Source organism: Lysobacterales bacterium, assembly GCA_014946745.1.
Lineage (GTDB): Bacteria > Pseudomonadota > Gammaproteobacteria > Xanthomonadales > Xanthomonadaceae > Aquimonas.
This window is the reverse complement of the sequence record JADCRD010000002.1, coordinates 804,789-821,930: the sequence shown is the minus strand read 5'-3', so window position 1 is coordinate 821,930 and position 17,142 is coordinate 804,789. Positions and strand designations below refer to the sequence as shown.

Here is a 17,142-nt window from a genome sequence, read left to right as displayed (position 1 = left end):
CGCGATGCGCGCGGTGGGCGGCTCATGCTTCGCGCTCGCGCATGCGCTGGGCCCAGCGCTGCAGACGGGGGCCGATGTGGGTCTGCAGGCGCGGCAGGCGGGCCAGGGCTTCCTCCAGGGTGTCGGCGTCTTCGCTGCGCCAGGCCCGCAGCAGCAGGCCCAGGCCGATGAACAGCAGCGCGTAGAGCACGCCGGCAGCGAAGCGCAGCCAGGGGTCGGTGGTGAGCAGGGCCAGGCCGACTGCCGGCAGGGCCGCCAGCACGGCGGCGGCGGCCAGCCGCGACAGTTCGGGCCAGGGCAGGCGCAGGCCCAGCGCGAGGCGCGTGCCGACCACCAGCACGAGCATCAACAGCAGGCGCGAGGTGGCATGCGCGGCCAGCGCACCCATCAGGCCAAAGCGCGGTATCCACAGCAGGGCCAGGACCAGCGTGAGCAGGATGGTGCTGGCGGCGATGAGCGCGCGCAGGCGCTGGTGGTCGGTGGTCGACAGCAGGGCGCCGAAGGCGCCTTCGCTGAGCGTGAGGCCGCCCACCACGACCATCCAGCGGAAGACATCGGCGACCGGGGCGTAGGCGCTTCCATAGAGCAGCTGTACGGCAAGGTCGGCAGCCAGGGCGGCGCTGCCGGCCAGCAGCAGCCCGAAGAACAGGAAGATGCGCACCGCATTGCCAAGCACGCGGCTCACCTGCGCCAGGCCGTGGGCGCCGTAGGCGTGGGCCATCATCGGCATCAGCACGGTCGACAGCCCCGAGGACAGCAGGTCGACGCCGCCGCGGGTGAGTGCTGCAGCGATGGCGAAATAGCCCACCGCAGCCGAGCCGGTGAACAGGTTCAGCAGGTAGGTCTCAACCGATTTGTTGCCGAGCGCAGCCGCAATCACCAGGGCAACCGTCCACAACAGGTGCGGGCGCAGACGCGCCAGCAGTTCAGCCTGCGGCGCCTCGCGCGCGCCGCGCACCTCGGCGCGACGCGCGCCAACGAAGCCCAGCACGCCGAAGGCGAGGCTGGTCGCGGTGAACACCAGCAGGTAGGCCAGCAGCGACGCGCCGCGCCAGAACAGCAGGGCCACCGCCAGCGCGTTCAACAGGCCCAGGGCAACGGTGATGCCGGCTTCCAGCTCGAAGCGGCCGTGGCCTTTGGCCATCGAGGTGTAGAAGATGAAGACGCTCTTGCCGCTCATGCTGAGGATGGCCAGCGCGGTGAACAGCAGCAGCTGCTCCTGCTGCCAGCCGCTGCGCTCGATGAAGGGCAAGGTCGCGGCATAGCCCAGGGCCACCGCGGCGAGGCAGAGCAGCTGTCGGCGCCACAGCCAGCCCTGCACGCGCGCGGCCGCGTCGCGCTCGTCGCGGCCCAGCGATTCGGACACGAAACGGATGCCGGTGGTGGTCAGGCCGTTGTTGGCGATGATGCCGAGCACACCCGACAGCCACACCAGATAGGCGTAGTGGCCGAAGCTGTCGGGGCCGAGATCGCGCGCGATCAGTGCACTCACCAGCAGGCCCAGGGCGTACACGGCATAGGTCGAGCCGGTCATCATCAGGGCGCCGCGCAGGGCGGCCACGCGGCCGAAGGCGCTGCTCATGCCGCTGCCTCCGCGAGTGCCGTGGTCGCCGCTGCGACCTGCGCGCTGTGGAACAATCGCCGCCCGCAGGCGCTCGGCCTGCGCTGGCCTGCGAGAGTCTGCGAATGCCTGCCGATGCGTCCGTGCATCCGTGTCTGCTGCATGTGGTCGATAGCCTTGAGACGGGAGGGCTGGAGCGGTTCGTCTGCGATCTGGCGCTGAGCCAGCACGCCGCCGGGCAGCGCGTGGCGGTGTTCAGCTTGAACCGCACCGAGGGGTTCCGCGGCGAGCTCGAAGCTGGCGGGGTCGAGGTGATCCAGGGCGACAAGCGCGGCGGCTTCGACCGCGCGCTGATCCGTCGGCTGCGCGCGCTGGTGCGCGAGCGCGGCGTTGCGGTGGTGCACAGCCACAACTTCGTGCCCAACTACTACGCGGCGCTGGCTCTGCTCGGGCTGCGCTGCGCGCTGGTGAACACCTGCCACAACATGGGCACGCGGCTGGCGCAGCGGCGGCTGCGCATGTTTTTTCGGCTGAGCCTGCTGCGCACCGCGCGCGTGGCCACGGTGGGTGAGGCCGCGCGTGCGCATCTGGTGGGTGCGGGCCTGCTGCCGGCGGCGCGCACGCAGGCGCTGGACAACGGCATTCCGGTGCAGCGCTTCGCCCGCGGCGCCGTCGCCCGCGCCGAGGCGCGCGCGCTGCTCGGGCTGGCGCCTGACGCCCGCGTGCTGGGCTGCGTGGGCCGGCTGGTGGAGCTGAAGAACCACGCGCTGCTGCTGGGCGTGCTGCCCGCGCTGCGCGCGCGCGATGCGAATCTTGCGCTGGTGCTGATCGGCGATGGCCCGAAGCGCGGCGCACTGCAGCAGCAGGCGCAGGCGCTGGGCCTCGGCGATTGCGTGCACTTTGCGGGCGACCGCAGCGATGTCGCGCGTCTGCTGTGCGCCTTCGATGTGTTCGTACAGCCCTCGCGCACGGAAGGGCTGTCGATCGCCCTGCTCGAGGCCAGCGCCGCCGGCTGCGCAATCGTCGCCAGCCGCGTGGGCGGCAACCCCGAGATCGTCGCCGATGGTCAACGCGGGTGGCTGTTCGAGAGCGACGATGCGGCCGCGCTTGAGGCGCTGCTGAGCGAGCTGCTCGGCGACGCGGCACAGCGCCAGCGGCTGGGCGAGGCCGCGCGCGCCTGGGCCGAACGCGAGGTCGGCATCGAGCGTGCCCGCGCGCGCTACGCGGATCTGTACGCACAGGCGCAGCAGCGCTGAGCGCGCGCAGCGGTCGGGGCGTTCGAGGCTGTCGGCGCGCCTGCGGCTCATCGCGGCGTGCTCGCCCAGGTGGCGGCGAAGCGGCCGCGCGCGAAGCGCACCGAGGCCACCAGAAAAGCCCAGTTCAAGGCGAACAGAAACGCCGGAATCCGCAGCAGGGCGGGCAGCGCGCCGCCGCGCGCGCTGTGCCGCCAGCACGCCGCCGCCAGCCCATAGCCCGCGAGCTGCAGCAGGGTGAAGGCCAGCCACAGGGAGGAGCGCGTGGCGAGCGCCGCCGAAGCCAGCAGGGCCACGATCAGCAGGTGCGGCGCCAGCCAGCGCAGCACCTTGTGCGAGAGGTAGGTAAAGGCCGTGGCGAGGCCGGTGTGCAGCAGATACTCGGGGTGGCGGAACAGCGCCTGGAAGTTGCCGATGCCGATGCGCACGCGACGGCGGTACTCCTCGCCGATGCGCTGCGGCATCTCTTCCTCGGCCCAGGCGGCCGGCGCGTAGCGCAAACGGTAGCCGGCGGCGGCGACGTTCATCGCCACCAGGAAGTCATCGCAGATGGTGTCGGCCGCCAGCGGCGCCCACAGCCGGCGACGGATCGCGTAGATCGCGCCGTTCGCGCCCAGCAGGCCGCCGATGCGGTTCTCGAAGAACTTCAGCAGCTGTTCGATGCGCCAGTACAGGCCGTCCTGGTTGTCGCCGCCGGCACCGAGCAGGCGCAGCTCGCCGCTGACGCCGCCCACCTTGGGGTCGGCGAACGGTGCCACCAGATGCCGCAGGGCATCGGGCGCGAACAGGGTGTTGGCGTCGGAGAACACCAGCAGCTCGCCCTCGGCGCGCGCGGCGAGATCGTTCAGCACGTTGGCCTTGCCGCGGTTGTGCGCGAACACCAGACACTGCAGCGGCGCGTCGGCGTAGCGTGCGGCGGCGGCGAGCATCAGCTCACCGGTGCGATCTCGGCTGCCGTCGGAGCCGATCAGGATCTGCAGGCGCTCGCGCGGGTAGTCGAGCGCCAGCAGGTTGTCGATGCGCGCGGCAATGCAGGCCTCCTCGTTGAAGGCCGAGATCAGCACGCTCACCGTGGGCAGCTCGGGCACGGTTGCGGCGCGGCGCTCGCGCTTGCCGAGCACGCGCGCGAGATCGGAGCGCAGCTGCACCAGCGCGGCCAGCGCGATCAGCAGCAGCGGGTACAGCGCGTACGAGTACAGCACCGCCGCGAGGCAGACCAGGGCGATCAGAGCGAGTGCGCTGCTCATGCGCGATGCACGCGCTGACGGCGCGCCGCGGGCGGCGTCTTGAGGCGCTGCGCGGCTTCATCGACACTGCCGCCGCGGCAGCCGGCCGCCTGGACTGCGCGGAGAACGATGTGATCCTGCTCGATGACCTGCGCGCCAAGCGGGCGCTGTACTCGCAGCACGGTCAGCAGTGCTCGCTGCTGCGCGCCGCACTCAGCGACGGCACGCTCGCCGTGGTGCTGTATCGCCTGCAGGCCTGGCTGGCTGGCATGGGCCTGGGCGTGCTGGCCCTGCTGCCGCATCTCGTCAACAAGTGGTTGAACGGCTGCGTGATCGGCGTGCGCGCGCGCTTCGGCCCGGGTCTGGTGCTGATCCATCCGATCGGCGTGGTGATCAACTCGGCCGTGCAGGGCGGGCGCAACGTGTGGATCGAGAGCAGCGTGGTGATTGGCGAGAACCGCGGTGCGTTTCCGCGCCTGGGCGATGACGTGTTCATCGGCTCGGGGGCGAAGATCATCGGCGGCGTGCGCATCGGCCACGGTGCGCGGATCGGCGCCAATGCCGTGGTGCTGCACGACGTTGGCGATGGCGAAACCGCCGTGGGCATTCCGGCGCGCACACGGCCGAGCACGCGCGCCGACGGCTAGGCGGGAATCGGCGGCCACGGCCGGCACAGCGAGCGTTTCGGCGCGCGCGATAGAGCCTGCGAGACGACGCATCGGCACGCGGCCTCAAGCCGCCGCTGCGCTGCGCGCCGCATAGGCGGGGCGGGCGATGCGGTAGTCGCGGTACTGCCCGGGGTTGCCGGTTTCGCCGGCTTCCGCGGCCTTGGCGATGTTGTACATCTCGCGCGCCGAGACGTAGTGCAGCTGCCAGCGCTCGCCGTCGTTGTAGGCGCGCTCCAGGTGCGCGAAGGCCTCGTGCATCGGCGCGCCGAGCAAGGTGTCGAGATCGCAGTCCTGGGTGCCGTGGGTGTGGATCTTGACGAAGGTCCACTCGGGTCGGCCCTCGACGTGGATGCCGGCGCGCACCCAGTCGTCGATGCGCGCGGGTGCGGGCGGGCTGACGGCGCGGATGTCCGAGTTTTCGATGCGCGGCAGCAGGCCGAATTTGCGGCTGCGGAAATTCAGGCCCAGCACGCCCTGGATCAGCATCAGATCGCCCCAGGGCTGGCCGCCCACCCGCACGCGCTGGCCGCGCTCGTGCGATTTCGGTTGCTGCGGGTCGTCCTTCGCGTAGTAGATGCGATTGATGGTGGAAGGCTGGGTCGGGTCGGGCGCCGAGGGAAAGGTGAAGTCGGCGTAGCAACCCTCTTCGCGCAGGATGATCAGCTCGTTGTTGACGCCGCAGCCGCGCCCTTCCGGATGGCTGTTGTCGAGCGCCCAGTTGCCGTGGATGAAGGCCCACTGCGGCTGGCCGGTGCTGCGGTCGATCGGCAGTGCGTCGTGGCGCTCGACCAGCTGGCGGGTGAAGCGGCGCAGGGTCTGGCGCAGATTGGCCTCGGTGTCGCGGTCGTGGTGCAGGTGGACCTCGATCTCGCCGAGTCCCATGCGGCACAGCTCGACCAGCGCGTCGAGGTGCTCGGGCCGGTACTCCTCTTCGGGGTAGAAGAAGGTGTGCACGGGCGCGCGGCCATCGGCATCGCGGTGGCCTTCGCAGACCTTGGGATAGTCCTGCCGCCAGCGCGCTACCCGCGCACATTCGCGGGCGTAGTCGGCGCGACCCCACTGCGGTTCGTAGTGGTCGACGAAGCAGAACAGCAGATGGCGGGTGACGCCCTTCGGCGCCGGCGCGCGCCAGTCCTGACGCAGCCAGGCGCTGAGCCAGCCCAGCACATGCCTGCGATGCGCGAAGTAGAGCGCTGCGGCAAAGCCGGCGAGGCCGACGAGCAGCAGCAGGGCGAACAGCAGGGTCAGGCTCATGGAGAACTCGCTGCGGACGCGGTCCGCGGACGACGGTAGGGAAGAAAGAGCGTCTTCATCCGGTAAAGCGCTCCAGCACGATGAAGGCGTAGACCGCGACGATGCTGCCGAACGCGGTCCCGACGGAAGCCAACTGCCAGCGCGGCGCCGGCCAATACTGCGGCTCAGGCCCGGCCAGCGCAGCCTGGCGCGCTGCCCACGCCGCAGCGATGCACAGGCCCAGCAGCAGGTAGAGCAGCGGCTGGTAGGTGCGCGACAGGAACCAGGCGCAGGCCAGAAAACCGAGCAGGGCCATGCGCAGGGCCTCGGCCATGCGCGCCTGGGTCGAGCCGGGCTCGGCCAGCTGGGTGACTTGGCTGAGTTCACGCCAGGCGAGCACCAGCAGCGCCACCCAGGGCAGCAGGCCGAACAGTCCCAGCTCGGCAAAGCACAGGACAAAACTGTTGTGGGCAGTCAGCTCGTGGTAGTCGGTAAAGGCACCGTAGCCGACACCGAACAGCGGGTTCTCGCGGAACATTTGCAGGCCGTCGTACCAGGCTTCGATGCGCTGGCCGGCCGACTGCTCCTGGGTCGAGAAGTCGCGTCCACCCGCGAGGCCGAGGCCCATCGCCAGCACCAGACCCGCGAGGCCGACCAGGGCGGTGCGCACATTGCCCAGCCAGCCCCGCAGCCCCAGCAGGGCCAGCACGGCGACGCCCAGCAGAGCCCCGCGCGAGTGGGTGAGGTAGATCGCGTACAGCATCAGCGCCATCGGCAGGCCCACCACCAGCGCATTGCGCGTCCAGCGCCGCGGCCGCCAAGCCAGGGCCAGCAGGGGCAGGCACATCACCAGGGCCTGGCCGAAGTCGTTGGGGTCATTCAGGATGCCCAGGCCGTGCACGCGCCACAGGCTTTGCCCGCTGGTGTCCTCGGCCGGCACGCCGGCATAGCCGGCGTCGAGCAGATCCGCATCGTCACCGGTGCCCTGGCGAAGCACGAAGTCCTCGGCGCGATGTCCAGTCTCGAACGCGTTGACCGCGAACACGCTCAGCACCAGCATGCACAGAGTCACGGTGGCCAGCGTCCACTGCAGGCGGCGCAGGCTGGTGAGGTTCATCGCCGCCAGCAGCAGCAGCAGGGCCGAGGCGCTGAATTCAGAAACCGCCGCCATCGCGCCGCCGGCCCAGCCGTTGGCGACGCGCGACAGCATCAGGGCGAGGATGAACACCAGCAGCAGCCCGGCATGGGGCGCGCGCAGGGCAATTCGACGCTGCACCAGGGTCGCCATCAGGGCCGCACCGAAGGCCAGCAGCCAGAGCACCAGCATGGGCCGCGCCTCCGCCAGACCCGGCGCGAACAGCTCGACTGGCCGCAGGAAGGTGAAGACCACATAGAGCAGGAACAGCGCGAAGGCCATGCGGGGTCTGCCTGGGCCTCAGTGGGTCGGGCGCGAGCGCGGCACCAGCGAACGCGAGCGCGCGCCGTAGGCAATCAGTGCGGTGGGCAGAGCCACGCGAGAACCCGAGGGAATGTGCATTGCTTCGCATTTTGCGGCCAATAAACTGCGATGGCAATCACGTTTATCGCCGGTATCGACAGCACCTCACCCGGTGCTCCCTCCGGGAAGCGGGCGCTCAGACCGGGAAGCCGGGGCCAGGCGATCAAGCGCCCCACGCTTCGCCTGTGCGTGCAGGCGTGAAGCGCGGCGGTCTTGACGGCGTGCGATCGGGGCGGCGCAGGCGGCACGGGTTCCGGCCGTCCAGCTGCACGGCCTCGTGGATACAACGGAGGCGCCCGCCCAGGCCAGCGGCGCCGGGCTTCGCCTGCGCTCAGGCCTGGCGCCAGCCCGAGGAGGTCCATCCACCTGCGCGGCAGGAGCCATTGAGGCGAACGCCAAAGGCGCGAGGACGGTCTCGACGATTGGCCGGCCTGTCGGGGTGCGACAGGCCGAGAGTCGGCGGAACAGACGGGCCGCGCAGGCGCGTTTGCAGCCCGGCTGCCCGCTGCCGCGCGGGCTTCCAGGCCTGCGCGGTCAGGACCCCTCCATCCCGTCCGCGAAGATCACCAGGGTCTGCGTGGCGTTCGCGGCCTGCCAGCGCGTCAGCAGATCGACAAACGCGTCGGCGACCTGGGTGCTGGCCGGCTGACCCGACTGGCTGGCAGTGTTCACGCCATGGCAGCCATCGCAGGAACGGACTTCACCGGGCTGCACAGTGAGCCAGTAGCGCTCGCGCACCACCGGGTCGCCATTGGGCGCGGTGCTCTGCCAGACCAAGGCGCGGCCGGCCGGCACGAAGGCTGCGACCGAGCCATCGGCGGCGATCCGCACGCTGCCCGCCGGTGCGCCCGGCGCGGGCGGGTTCAAGGCGACCGCGGCGCTGTCGTGCATCGGTACCGCGAGCACGCGGCGTCCCTCCCGCGGGCTGCTGCCGCCCATGGTCAGGCCGCGGATCTGGTCGGCCTGCAGAAACTGCATGTGGCTGATCGAGTAGACCGTGCCGGTCGGGGTCGGCGGGTTCTGGTAGTTGCTGCCGTCCACGCGCAGGTTGAAGGGCTGCTGGCGATCGGCGCGGTCGCGCGTGGTGACGTCGCGCATCACCACCACGCCAAGATTGCGCTGCCGCAGGTACGCGCGGAACGCCTGCAGGTTCACGCCCGCCTGGGTGAACGCGGCCTGCTCGGGCGACTCGACGGTTTCGACTGTCTGCGGCGGTATCGGGCGGGCCCGAACCTCGACTGCGCCGAGCTCCCACATCGGGCCTTCGTAGGTCACGCGCACGTCCGGATCCCAGTATTCGATGCGGCGGACGATGCCTGCGCTGCCCAGCAGCGGCGTGGCCGAGGCCACCAGGCTGCCGTTGCTGGCCGCAGTCAGGCGGGTCAGACGGTAGCGGTGGCTGGGATTCGGATTGGCGCGGGTGCCCAGCTCACGCGCCAGCCCGGTGGCAGTGGTGTGCGAGGCGATCAGGCTGCCGTCCGACAGCGGCAGCGGGTTGCGGTAGTGGCCGCTGTGATTCGCGCTGGTGGTGGTGCCGCCGGTGTCGGGGTGGGTCACCGACTGCAGCTGGAGCTGATCGGGGTTGGCGCCCATGACCGCGCTGAAGCGGACGATCTGGCCGCCGCTCAGGGTGCCGAATTCAGGCGCGTTCAGGGCGTAGAAGCGCCCCGCCTGGGTGGGGTCTTCGGCCAGGTGGAGCAGGTTCAGCAGCCGATAGCTGTTGCCGCCATTCGGCGTGAAGTCGCGCAGGTTGCCGTCGTTGCTCAAGCTGCGGTTGAAGAAGCTGTGCAGCTCATGGCGACCGACATGATTCAGGGTGAGGGCGGCGGTGCCGTCCTGATTCAGCTGCCACGGAAAGAAGTGGTTGAAGCGCAGGCCCTGAACCTGGGACCCGGCGGCCGCCACACGCGGTTCGGGGAAGTGCTCGGTGCGATCGCTGGTGCGCACCGAGTTGGCCGCCTCCGAGCTGTAGTTGAAGGCACCGTAGGGGTTGGCCCCTTCGTTCTGCTGGTCGCGCTGCAGGTGATCCCAGCGCGAGAACACGATCCGGCCCGCGGTATCGACCAAGGGGTCGAAGGAGCCCGAGGGCGAGTGCTCCAACAGCTTCAGCTGTCCGGCGGGTGTCAGCTTCCATAGGCCGCTGACGGTCGGCGTCGACTCGTACTCGTCGAGCTGTGGATACAGATGCCGCTCACCGCTGCGCGGGCGGTCGGAAGCGAAGATGATCGCGCCGTCCGAGCCATAGGTCGGTTGGATGTTGTTGAAGTTCTGCGGCTGCTGCGCCACGCGCGTGATCACCGCGGTCTGGCCTTGGCCCAGACCGGTGATTTCGTAGAGCTGCCAGTAGAAGGTGTCAGCGCCGTACTGCTGGGTCGGCGCACCGATCACCATGCTGAAAATCGCTTTCGTGCCCGACCAGTGCACCGCCGGGTCGCGGACTGCGATCGCAGTAGTGCCCTGGAACGCCGCCGCCGTACCGAAGCCGGCTTCGCGGGTGAGGTTTCGCAGGCTGCCGTCGGGGTAGCGGATGTACAGATCTCCGCCGCGGCCCGCCAGACCCACGTTGCCGCGATGGTTGGCGAAGACCGAACCGATCGCGGCGAAGTCCGAGGAGATCGGCATCTGGGTCACGAACAGGATCGGGTTGGGCGTGGTCTGCACGCTGGACTGCGCGAGCGCCCTGGGCGGTAGCGCCATGGCGGCCGCGAGGACGAGGGCGAGGCTGCTGAGGAATGCGGCGATACGGGTCATGGGCGTGGCACCAATGTTTACAACCGCAGGCTACGCGCCGGTTTCCGACCGTTTCGCGGGGTGGTTGGCAACTTCGCGAAACAATTCGGTGACTCACGGCACAGCTTGGAAAACCCGTTCGGCCACGCGCACTTGCGATCACACATTGAGTGAGAACTTGAACACGCTGGGGGGTTTCGGCGGGATGCCTGCAGGGCGACACCCGTGGCGCCGCCCGAGGCCGGGCGTCGCTGGCGGCCACCGGCGCCTTTTTGTGCGCTGGAGCACATTTTTCGCGTGCAGCTGCTAGTGTTTGCCGCCCTTGTCAGCCCGGCTTCAGACCGAGTAACGGCCCGTGCCAAGTCCGCATCCGATTCCAGCGTTCGATCTCATGGGCCGTCGCCCGAACCGGCCTGCCGCATGAGCCGCGTGGCCTTCGCGCCGGTGCGCATCCACGGCGGCCACGGCTGGCTGGCCGGTCTGCATGCGCGGCCAGCGGCGGGGCGGCCAACGCTGCTGCTGGTGCCGCCGTTTCCGCACGAGTGGCAGCGCAGCTATCGCCTGTTCGCGCTGCTGAGTCAGGCGCTGGCGGAGCAGGGCATCGGCAGCCTGCGCTTCGACCCCACCGGCTGCGGCGACTCCAGCGGCGCGGATTCCGACTTCTGTCTGGAGCAGTTGAGCGCCGACACCCGGCTGGCGCTGGCCTGGCTGCGGGCCTCCGGCGAGCGACCCGTGCTGCTGGGCGTGCGCGCCGGCGCGCTGGTGGCATCGACGCTGGCGCCGGAGCAGGGCGTTGCGTGGATCGCCTGGCAGGCAGTGGCTTCGGGGGCCGAGTATCTGGCGACGCTTGAGTCGCGTGAGCGGCAGGAGCTGCACAACCCGAACCGCTACGGCCGGAGCTCCGCCTACAGCGAGCGAGTGGTCGACTGCCTGCTCGGTCAGCGCGTGCATTCCCAGCTGCGCCCGCAGCTGCGGGCGGCGCGGCTCATGCAGTCGCCGTGGTTCGTGCTGGATTCCGAGCTGTCGCCGGCGCTGTCGGGCTGGGTCGATGAGATCAATCTGGCGACGCCGTTCCCGGTCGTGCAGGTGCGCGACGTCGCTACAGCGCTGTCGGCGCGACTCGCGGAGGCTGCATGAACGAGTGCGTGCTTGAACTGGAGAGCGGGCGCTTTGGCGTGCTGCACGAAGGCGCGGGGCGCACGCCCCTGGTGTTCGTGCTGTTGAACGCGGGCTCGGTGCACCGGCAGGGGCCGTTCCGGCTCTACGTCAACCTGGCGCGCCGGCTGGCGCGCCTTGGCTTTTCCAGCTTCCGTTTCGACCAGCCGGGCATTGGCGACGCCGTGCTCGCGGCTGAGCGTCCGCAGCAGGCGCTGCTGGGCGATGTTCTCGATCGTCTGCAGGCTCGCACGGGCTGCGAGCGATTCGTGGTGGGCGGCATCTGCAGCGCGGCCGATGCCGCTTGGCAGCTGGCCCTGCGCGACCCGCGCGTGCAGGGCCTGCTGCTGCTGGATCCCGTCGCCTACGGGCCGCGCTGGTTCCAGTGGGCACGCGTTCTGCAGCCGCGCACGCCGGGCGCGCTGTGGCGTGCGCTCAAGCGTCGTCTGGCTGCGCGAGGCGCGGCCGCAGGCACGACGGCGCCGGCGGTGGAAGCGGACTATCGTGAATGGCCGCGACCTGAGGAAGCGCCCTCGCAGCTCGCTGCGCTCTGCCGACGCGACGTCGCAGTGATGGCGCTCTACACCGGCGGGGTCGCGCACTACTTCCTGCATCGCCGACAATTCGGGGCCACGTTTGGCAACGCCGCGCAGGATCCGCGGGTCCGCTTCGATTTCTGGCCGGATGTGGACCATCTGTTCTACCGGCCGCAGGATCGCGAGCGTCTGATCGAGCACGTCTGCGCTTGGGCGCAGTCGCGCTTCGGATCTCAGCCCTCCTCCCGTTTGCAGCAAGGATCTCCATGAGACAGAGCCCCATCCTGGTCACCGGCGGCGCCGGCTACATCGGCAGCCACGTGGTGCTGCAGCTGGTCGAAGCCGGCGAGACGGTCGTCGTGCTCGACAACCTTAGCACCGGCTTCCGCGAGGCCGTGCTTGGCGCCGAACTGGTGGTGGGCGAGGTCGGTGATCGCGCGGCTGTCGAGGCCTTGCTGCGCGCGCACGGCATCCGCACGGTGATGCACTTCGCTGCACGCACGATCGTGCCGGAGTCGGTCGAAGATCCGTTGCGCTACTACGGCAACAACACCTGCGCCACGCGGAATCTGCTGCAGGCCTGCGCCAGCGCGGGGGTCGAGCACTTCGTGTTCTCGTCGACGGCGGCGGTCTACGGCATCCCCAGCGGCGGCCGCGCTCGGGAAGATGCGCCCACCGCGCCGATCAACCCCTACGGCACCAGCAAGCTCATGAGCGAGTGGATGCTGCGCGATTTGTCCGCGGCCAGCGCTCTGCGGCACGTGGCGTTGCGCTACTTCAACGTGGCCGGCTGCGACCCGCAGGGCCGGATTGGCCAGTCCACCGAGCGCGCGACGCTGCTGGTCAAGGTCGCGGCAGAGGCCGCCGTGGGCGCTCGCCCCGCGGTGCAGGTGTTCGGCACCGACTACCCGACTGCAGACGGCACCGGCGTGCGCGACTACATCCACGTGGTCGATCTGGCGTCGGCGCATCTCGCCGCGCTGCACTACCTGCGCGAGGGCGGGGCTTCGGTCACGCTGAACGCCGGCTACGGGCATGGCTACAGCGTGCGCGAGGTGCTGGCGGCGATGTCACGCGCGGCAGGCCAGACCGTGCCGCACGTGGATCAACCGCGGCGCGCTGGCGACCCGCCCGAGCTGGTGGCCGACTGTCGGCGCATCGGCGAGGTGCTGGCTTGGGCGCCGGCACTCGACGACCTCGACGCCATCTGCAGCAGCGCCCTCGCGTGGGAACGACGGCTGCATGCGCAGCGCGTCTGAAGCGGCTGTCGGCCCGCGGGTGGCCATGTTCCTTGCGCTCAGCCTGCTGGGGCTGATAGGCCTGCTGCTGCCGCTGCCTGACAGCGCCACCTGGCTGCGCTGGCTGCTCAACATCGCCCATCTCCCGCTGTTCGCGGCCTGGGCAAGCCTGCTGCTCGGCGTGTGGCTGGCGGTACGCGGTCACCGCCACGCGCTGCTGGCGGCGGCCTGCTTGGGCATCTGCGCCGCCTTGGGCAGCGAGGGCCTGCAGGCGCTGCAGCCCAGCCGCTTCGTCGATGCGCGCGATGCGTTCAGCAATGTGGCGGGCGTCGGGCTGGGTCTGGCGTTTGGCCGATGGCGCTGGCGCGAGCAGTTCGCCGCGCCGTGAGCAGGGCTCAGAATGGCGGCCCTTGTGCAGTTTCTTGATCGGGCGCATGCGCCCAAAGCGGAGTTCAATCCATGTGTGGAATCGTTGGAGCCGTAGCCGAGCGCGATGTCGGCGCCATTCTGATTGCCGGCCTGCACGCGCTGGAGTACCGCGGCTATGACTCGGCGGGTATCGCCGTGCTGGAAGATGGCCGCCTGCAGCGCCGCCGCGCCAAAGGCAAGGTGCGCGATCTTGAACTGCTGCTGGCAGAGCAGCCGGTGGTCGCGAAAATCGGCATCGCCCACACGCGCTGGGCCACCCACGGTGTGCCGAGTACGCACAACGCGCATCCGCACGTGTCGGCCGATCGCGTGTCGGTGGTCCACAACGGCATCATCGAGAACCATGCCGAGCTGCGCGCCGAGCTACAGGCGGCCGGCTTTGCATTCACCTCTGAAACCGATACCGAGGTGATCGCCCACCTCGTGGAGTCGCTGCTCCGCGAGGGCCAGGACTTGCGCGCGGCGGTGGTGGCGGCGACCCAGCGGCTGCACGGAGCGTATGCGATTGCGGTGCTGTCGGCGGACGATCCAGGCCGGCTGATCGGCGCTCGCCGCGGCAGTCCGCTGGTGGTGGGCATCGGTATCGGCGAGCACTTCCTGGGGTCCGACGTGCAGGCGCTGCTGCGCGTCACCAATCGGTTCATCTACCTGCAGGAAGGCGACATCGTTGAGATCGCGCGCGCGAACTACGCGGTGTTCGACGCTCTGGGCACGCCTGTCGAACGCGAGGTGCGCGTCACCGATCTCTCCGCCGACGCGGTCGAGCGCGGCGAGTACCGCCACTACATGCTGAAGGAAATCCACGAGCAGCCCGAGGCCGTCGCGCGCACGCTTGAGGGCCGCATCAGCGGGGACCGGATTCTGCCGAACGTGTTCGGCGTGGATGCCGAACAGCTGCTGGCGAAGGTGAAGCAGCTGCACATCGTGGCCTGTGGCACCAGCTACCACGCGGGCATGGTGGCGAAGTACTGGATCGAAGCCTTGGCCGGCCTGCCCTGCGCGGTCGAGGTGGCCAGCGAGTACCGCTACCGCACGACCGTGGTGCCTGAGGGCACGCTGTTCGTGGCGATCTCGCAGTCGGGCGAAACCGCGGACACGTTGGCGGCGCTGCGCGCGGGCAAGGACACCTCGCGCTACCTGGGCGCACTGGCGGTGTGCAACGTTCCCGAGTCCTCTCTGGTGCGGGAGTCCGATCTCGTGTTGATGACGCGCGCGGGCCCGGAGATCGGCGTCGCATCGACCAAGGCCTTCACCACCCAGCTCGCAGCGCTCGCGCTGCTCAGCCTCGAACTGGGGCGTCTGAACGGGATGGCAGCGCCCAAGTACGCGCGTCTCGTCACCGAGCTGTCCACCCTGCCCCGCCTGGTCGCAGAAGCGCTGAAGCGCGAGCCGCAGGTGCACGCGCTGGCGGAGCGCTTTGTCGACAAGCAGCACGCGCTGTTCCTGGGTCGCGGCGCGAGCTATCCCATCGCGATCGAGGGCGCGCTGAAGCTCAAGGAGATCTCCTACATCCATGCCGAGGCATACCCCGCGGGCGAGCTGAAGCACGGCCCGCTGGCGCTGGTGGATGAGCACATGCCGGTGATCGCTGTCGCGCCGAACAATCAGCTGCTCGAGAAGCTGAAGTCGAATCTGGAAGAGGTGCGTGCGCGCGGCGGCGAGCTGTTCGTGATCGCCGACGAGGCCGTGGATGTGCCGCTGCCGGCCGATCGTGGCGCCCTGCTGAAGCTGGAGTCGGGCGGCAATCTGATCGGCCCCGCGGTGTTCAACATCGTTCTGCAGCTGCTGGCCTATCACGTGGCGGTGCTGAAGGGCACCGATGTGGATCAGCCGCGCAATCTCGCCAAGTCGGTGACGGTCGAATGAGCGCTCTGGCGACGGTGCTCAGCGTCAACCTCAACAAGGTCGCGGTGCTGCGCAATTCGCGCGGCGGCAGCGAGCCCTCGATGCTGCGGGCCGCGCGGACCGTTGTGGAGGCCGGCGGCCGGGGTATCACCCTGCATCCTCGGCCCGATTGTCGGCACGTTCGGCCGCAGGACGCGGTGGAGATCGCCGAGTGGCGGCCAGCGGGCGTCGAGCTGAACCTGGAAGGCAACCCCTTCGCCGGTGCGAGGTCGGGGTATCCAGGCTTCATGGAGCTGGTCGAACGCACACGGCCACAGCAGGTGACACTGGTGCCGGATGACGATGGTCAGATCACCTCGGACCACGGCTTTGATCTCAAGCGGGATGCGAACACCTTGGCGCCGATCGTGGCGCGCCTGCACGCGTTGGGCGCCCGGGTGAGCGCCTTCGTCGATCCTGGCAGCACGGGCGCCGCCGCAGGCGCTGGGATCGGACTGGATCGGATCGAGATCTACACCGGCCCCTATGCCGAGGCGTTCGCCCAAGGCCGGGCTGAGAGCGCATTGATCGCCTGCGCGCAGACGGCCCAGGACGCCCTGAGGTACGGGCTGGGCGTGAACGCCGGCCACGACCTGAGCCAGGCCAACCTGGGGCTGTTCGTCTCGCGGGTGCCGGGTGTGGCCGAGGTATCGATTGGCCACGCTCTCATCGGCGAGGCGCTCTACGCGGGCTTGTCGGCAACGGTGCGGGCGTATCTGCGCATTCTCGCCACGCCGACAGCGGGTGAGATCGCGCTGTGATCGGGGTGGTTCGCAGCCAGGGCGCGCTGCGCGGCGGCGGTCGCCGCCAGCGCAGCGGCCCCGGGTGCCGCTAGTACGTCTGGAGTTCGAAGCGGTGCATGCCGTGGTGGCGCGCCGTCGCCATCACCTCGGTCATGCGCGCGTAAGCCGCTTCGGGATCGACCTCGATCTGCAGCACGGGCGGCTGTTCACGCAGAGCTTCCATCTGCAGCACCCGCCCCAGGGCTTCAAGGCTCAAGGGCGAGCCATCGATCTCGAGCCCACCCACGGCATCAATGCGCAGGGCGAGCTGGGCGGGTGGCGGCGCCGCTTCCGGTGGCGTGCCGACCAAGGGCAACTCGATCTGTCGAACCATCACGGGTGCGGCCACCAGAAAAATGATGAGCAGCACAAGCATCACGTCCACCAGCGGAGTGATGTTGATTTCGGCGTTGTCCACTCCTGCTGACGCATTTGCAGTGTTGAAGGCCATGGTCTCGCTCCCTTGGGGCCGTCCCTTGCCTGCTGCCCGGCCTCCGAGGCCGAAGGCGGCGCACGCCGCGGCCTTCACAGTGCGCCGCGGTCTCGGGCAAGTGCAAGCCCCTGCGGCCTTGTGTGCGTTCTTTCCGTAGCGGTGGGTGCTTTGGGGCATTGCAGAGGGGTACGGCGTTGCTGGGTCACGGCGGGCGCCCTCGTGGATCGAGACCGCGATGCTGGATCCGTCGAAAACGCGTGCAGACAGCCACCGGTCGTACGGCTACTGCTCCGGGTCCATCGTAGGCGTCATCGGTGTTGCCTCCGAGGGGCTCGGTTCGTTGGGCGCGGTGGCGTCCGAGGAGACTTCCACGGCTCTTCAATCGGTTGGCTCGTGGGCCTGCGGAGCCGAGGCATTCGGGGTGCGCTGTTCGGCGCAGCGCCTTGCCCGATAGGGAGCCGATGCCGCCCTGCAAGCTGGCGTGTCTTGGCAGGCCCAAAAAGCACAAGGCCGCCC

General features: G+C 69.7%; 14 protein-coding genes. 8 read left to right on the top strand and 6 right to left on the bottom strand.

The genetic code is table 11. The annotated features are described in order from the left end of the window. Positions 1-22 precede the first annotated feature (22 nt). A complete protein-coding gene (locus tag H4O13_15600) occupies positions 23-1,582 on the bottom strand; it encodes an oligosaccharide flippase family protein (GenBank protein ID MBE5316816.1) in 1,560 nt (519 codons plus the stop codon). A 104-nt stretch (positions 1,583-1,686) separates the two neighbouring features. Here H4O13_15600 and H4O13_15595 point away from each other — a divergent pair, with 104 nt between their 5' ends. Beyond that, a complete protein-coding gene (locus H4O13_15595) occupies positions 1,687-2,817 on the top strand; it encodes a glycosyltransferase (GenBank protein ID MBE5316815.1) in 1,131 nt (376 codons plus the stop codon). Between the two features lie 47 nt (positions 2,818-2,864). Here H4O13_15595 and H4O13_15590 read toward each other — a convergent pair whose 3' ends face one another. Continuing rightward, complete coding sequence (locus tag H4O13_15590; GenBank protein MBE5316814.1) at positions 2,865-4,061, bottom strand: glycosyltransferase family 2 protein; 1,197 nt, start codon at positions 4,059-4,061, stop codon at positions 2,865-2,867. 5 nt (positions 4,062-4,066) lie between these two features. On the opposite strand from H4O13_15590, the gene H4O13_15585 reads away from it, so the two are divergent. Continuing rightward, positions 4,067-4,687 carry a serine acetyltransferase gene (locus H4O13_15585; GenBank protein MBE5316813.1) on the top strand — a complete coding sequence of 207 codons (621 nt, stop codon included), beginning with the start codon at positions 4,067-4,069 and terminating at the stop codon, positions 4,685-4,687. Positions 4,688-4,771: 84 nt separating this feature from the next. Here the strand turns inward: H4O13_15585 and H4O13_15580 are convergent, their stop codons facing one another. The 3 genes from H4O13_15580 to H4O13_15570 form a co-directional block, all read right to left on the bottom strand. Next, positions 4,772-5,962 carry a hypothetical protein gene (locus H4O13_15580; protein MBE5316812.1) on the bottom strand — a complete coding sequence of 397 codons (1,191 nt, stop codon included), beginning with the start codon at positions 5,960-5,962 and terminating at the stop codon, positions 4,772-4,774. A 55-nt stretch (positions 5,963-6,017) separates the two neighbouring features. Then, complete coding sequence (locus tag H4O13_15575) at positions 6,018-7,358, bottom strand: O-antigen ligase family protein (GenBank protein MBE5316811.1); 1,341 nt, start codon at positions 7,356-7,358, stop codon at positions 6,018-6,020. A 615-nt stretch (positions 7,359-7,973) separates the two neighbouring features. Beyond that, complete coding sequence (locus H4O13_15570) at positions 7,974-10,181, bottom strand: hypothetical protein (protein MBE5316810.1); 2,208 nt, start codon at positions 10,179-10,181, stop codon at positions 7,974-7,976. Between the two features lie 408 nt (positions 10,182-10,589). On the opposite strand from H4O13_15570, the gene H4O13_15565 reads away from it, so the two are divergent. From H4O13_15565 to H4O13_15540, 6 genes are all read left to right on the top strand, one after another. Further along, entirely contained in the window at positions 10,590-11,306 is a 717-nt protein-coding gene (locus H4O13_15565; protein ID MBE5316809.1) for a hypothetical protein, read from the top strand. Beyond that, positions 11,303-12,130, top strand: coding sequence for an alpha/beta hydrolase (locus H4O13_15560; GenBank protein MBE5316808.1), 828 nt, complete (start codon positions 11,303-11,305; stop codon positions 12,128-12,130). Before H4O13_15565 ends, H4O13_15560 begins: the two co-directional genes overlap by 4 nt. After that, positions 12,127-13,119 carry a UDP-glucose 4-epimerase GalE gene (gene galE, locus H4O13_15555; protein ID MBE5316807.1) on the top strand — a complete coding sequence of 331 codons (993 nt, stop codon included), beginning with the start codon at positions 12,127-12,129 and terminating at the stop codon, positions 13,117-13,119. The genes H4O13_15560 and galE overlap by 4 nt, the downstream gene beginning before the upstream one ends. Further along, a complete protein-coding gene (locus H4O13_15550; protein ID MBE5316806.1) occupies positions 13,103-13,486 on the top strand; it encodes a hypothetical protein in 384 nt (127 codons plus the stop codon). The genes galE and H4O13_15550 overlap by 17 nt, the downstream gene beginning before the upstream one ends. 71 nt (positions 13,487-13,557) lie before the next feature. Continuing rightward, positions 13,558-15,393, top strand: a complete 1,836-nt coding sequence (gene glmS / locus H4O13_15545) for a glutamine--fructose-6-phosphate transaminase (isomerizing) (GenBank protein MBE5316805.1) — start codon at positions 13,558-13,560, stop codon at positions 15,391-15,393. Between the two features lie 5 nt (positions 15,394-15,398). Then, on the top strand, positions 15,399-16,172 hold the full coding sequence (locus tag H4O13_15540) for a pyridoxine 5'-phosphate synthase (GenBank protein MBE5316804.1): 774 nt from the start codon (positions 15,399-15,401) through the stop codon (positions 16,170-16,172). A 70-nt stretch (positions 16,173-16,242) separates the two neighbouring features. Here the strand turns inward: H4O13_15540 and H4O13_15535 are convergent, their stop codons facing one another. Continuing rightward, positions 16,243-16,644, bottom strand: a complete 402-nt coding sequence (locus H4O13_15535) for a biopolymer transporter ExbD (protein MBE5316803.1) — start codon at positions 16,642-16,644, stop codon at positions 16,243-16,245. Positions 16,645-17,142: the final 498 nt, after the last annotated feature.

Bases quoted from the DNA above. Each gene is read 5' to 3' on its own strand.
- H4O13_15550 (MBE5316806.1), top strand. From the start codon at position 13,103: ATGCGCAGCGCGTCTGAAGCGGCTGTCGGCCCGCGGGTGGCCATGTTC.
- H4O13_15590 (MBE5316814.1), bottom strand. From the start codon at position 4,061: ATGAGCAGCGCACTCGCTCTGATCGCCCTGGTCTGCCTCGCGGCGGTG.
- H4O13_15585 (MBE5316813.1), top strand. From the start codon at position 4,067: ATGCACGCGCTGACGGCGCGCCGCGGGCGGCGTCTTGAGGCGCTGCGC.
- H4O13_15600 (MBE5316816.1), bottom strand. From the start codon at position 1,582: ATGAGCAGCGCCTTCGGCCGCGTGGCCGCCCTGCGCGGCGCCCTGATG.
- H4O13_15565 (MBE5316809.1), top strand. From the start codon at position 10,590: ATGAGCCGCGTGGCCTTCGCGCCGGTGCGCATCCACGGCGGCCACGGC.
- H4O13_15595 (MBE5316815.1), top strand. From the start codon at position 1,687: ATGCCTGCCGATGCGTCCGTGCATCCGTGTCTGCTGCATGTGGTCGAT.
- H4O13_15580 (MBE5316812.1), bottom strand. From the start codon at position 5,962: ATGAGCCTGACCCTGCTGTTCGCCCTGCTGCTGCTCGTCGGCCTCGCC.
- H4O13_15575 (MBE5316811.1), bottom strand. From the start codon at position 7,358: ATGGCCTTCGCGCTGTTCCTGCTCTATGTGGTCTTCACCTTCCTGCGG.
- galE (MBE5316807.1), top strand. From the start codon at position 12,127: ATGAGACAGAGCCCCATCCTGGTCACCGGCGGCGCCGGCTACATCGGC.
- H4O13_15535 (MBE5316803.1), bottom strand. From the start codon at position 16,644: ATGGCCTTCAACACTGCAAATGCGTCAGCAGGAGTGGACAACGCCGAA.
- H4O13_15560 (MBE5316808.1), top strand. From the start codon at position 11,303: ATGAACGAGTGCGTGCTTGAACTGGAGAGCGGGCGCTTTGGCGTGCTG.
- glmS (MBE5316805.1), top strand. From the start codon at position 13,558: ATGTGTGGAATCGTTGGAGCCGTAGCCGAGCGCGATGTCGGCGCCATT.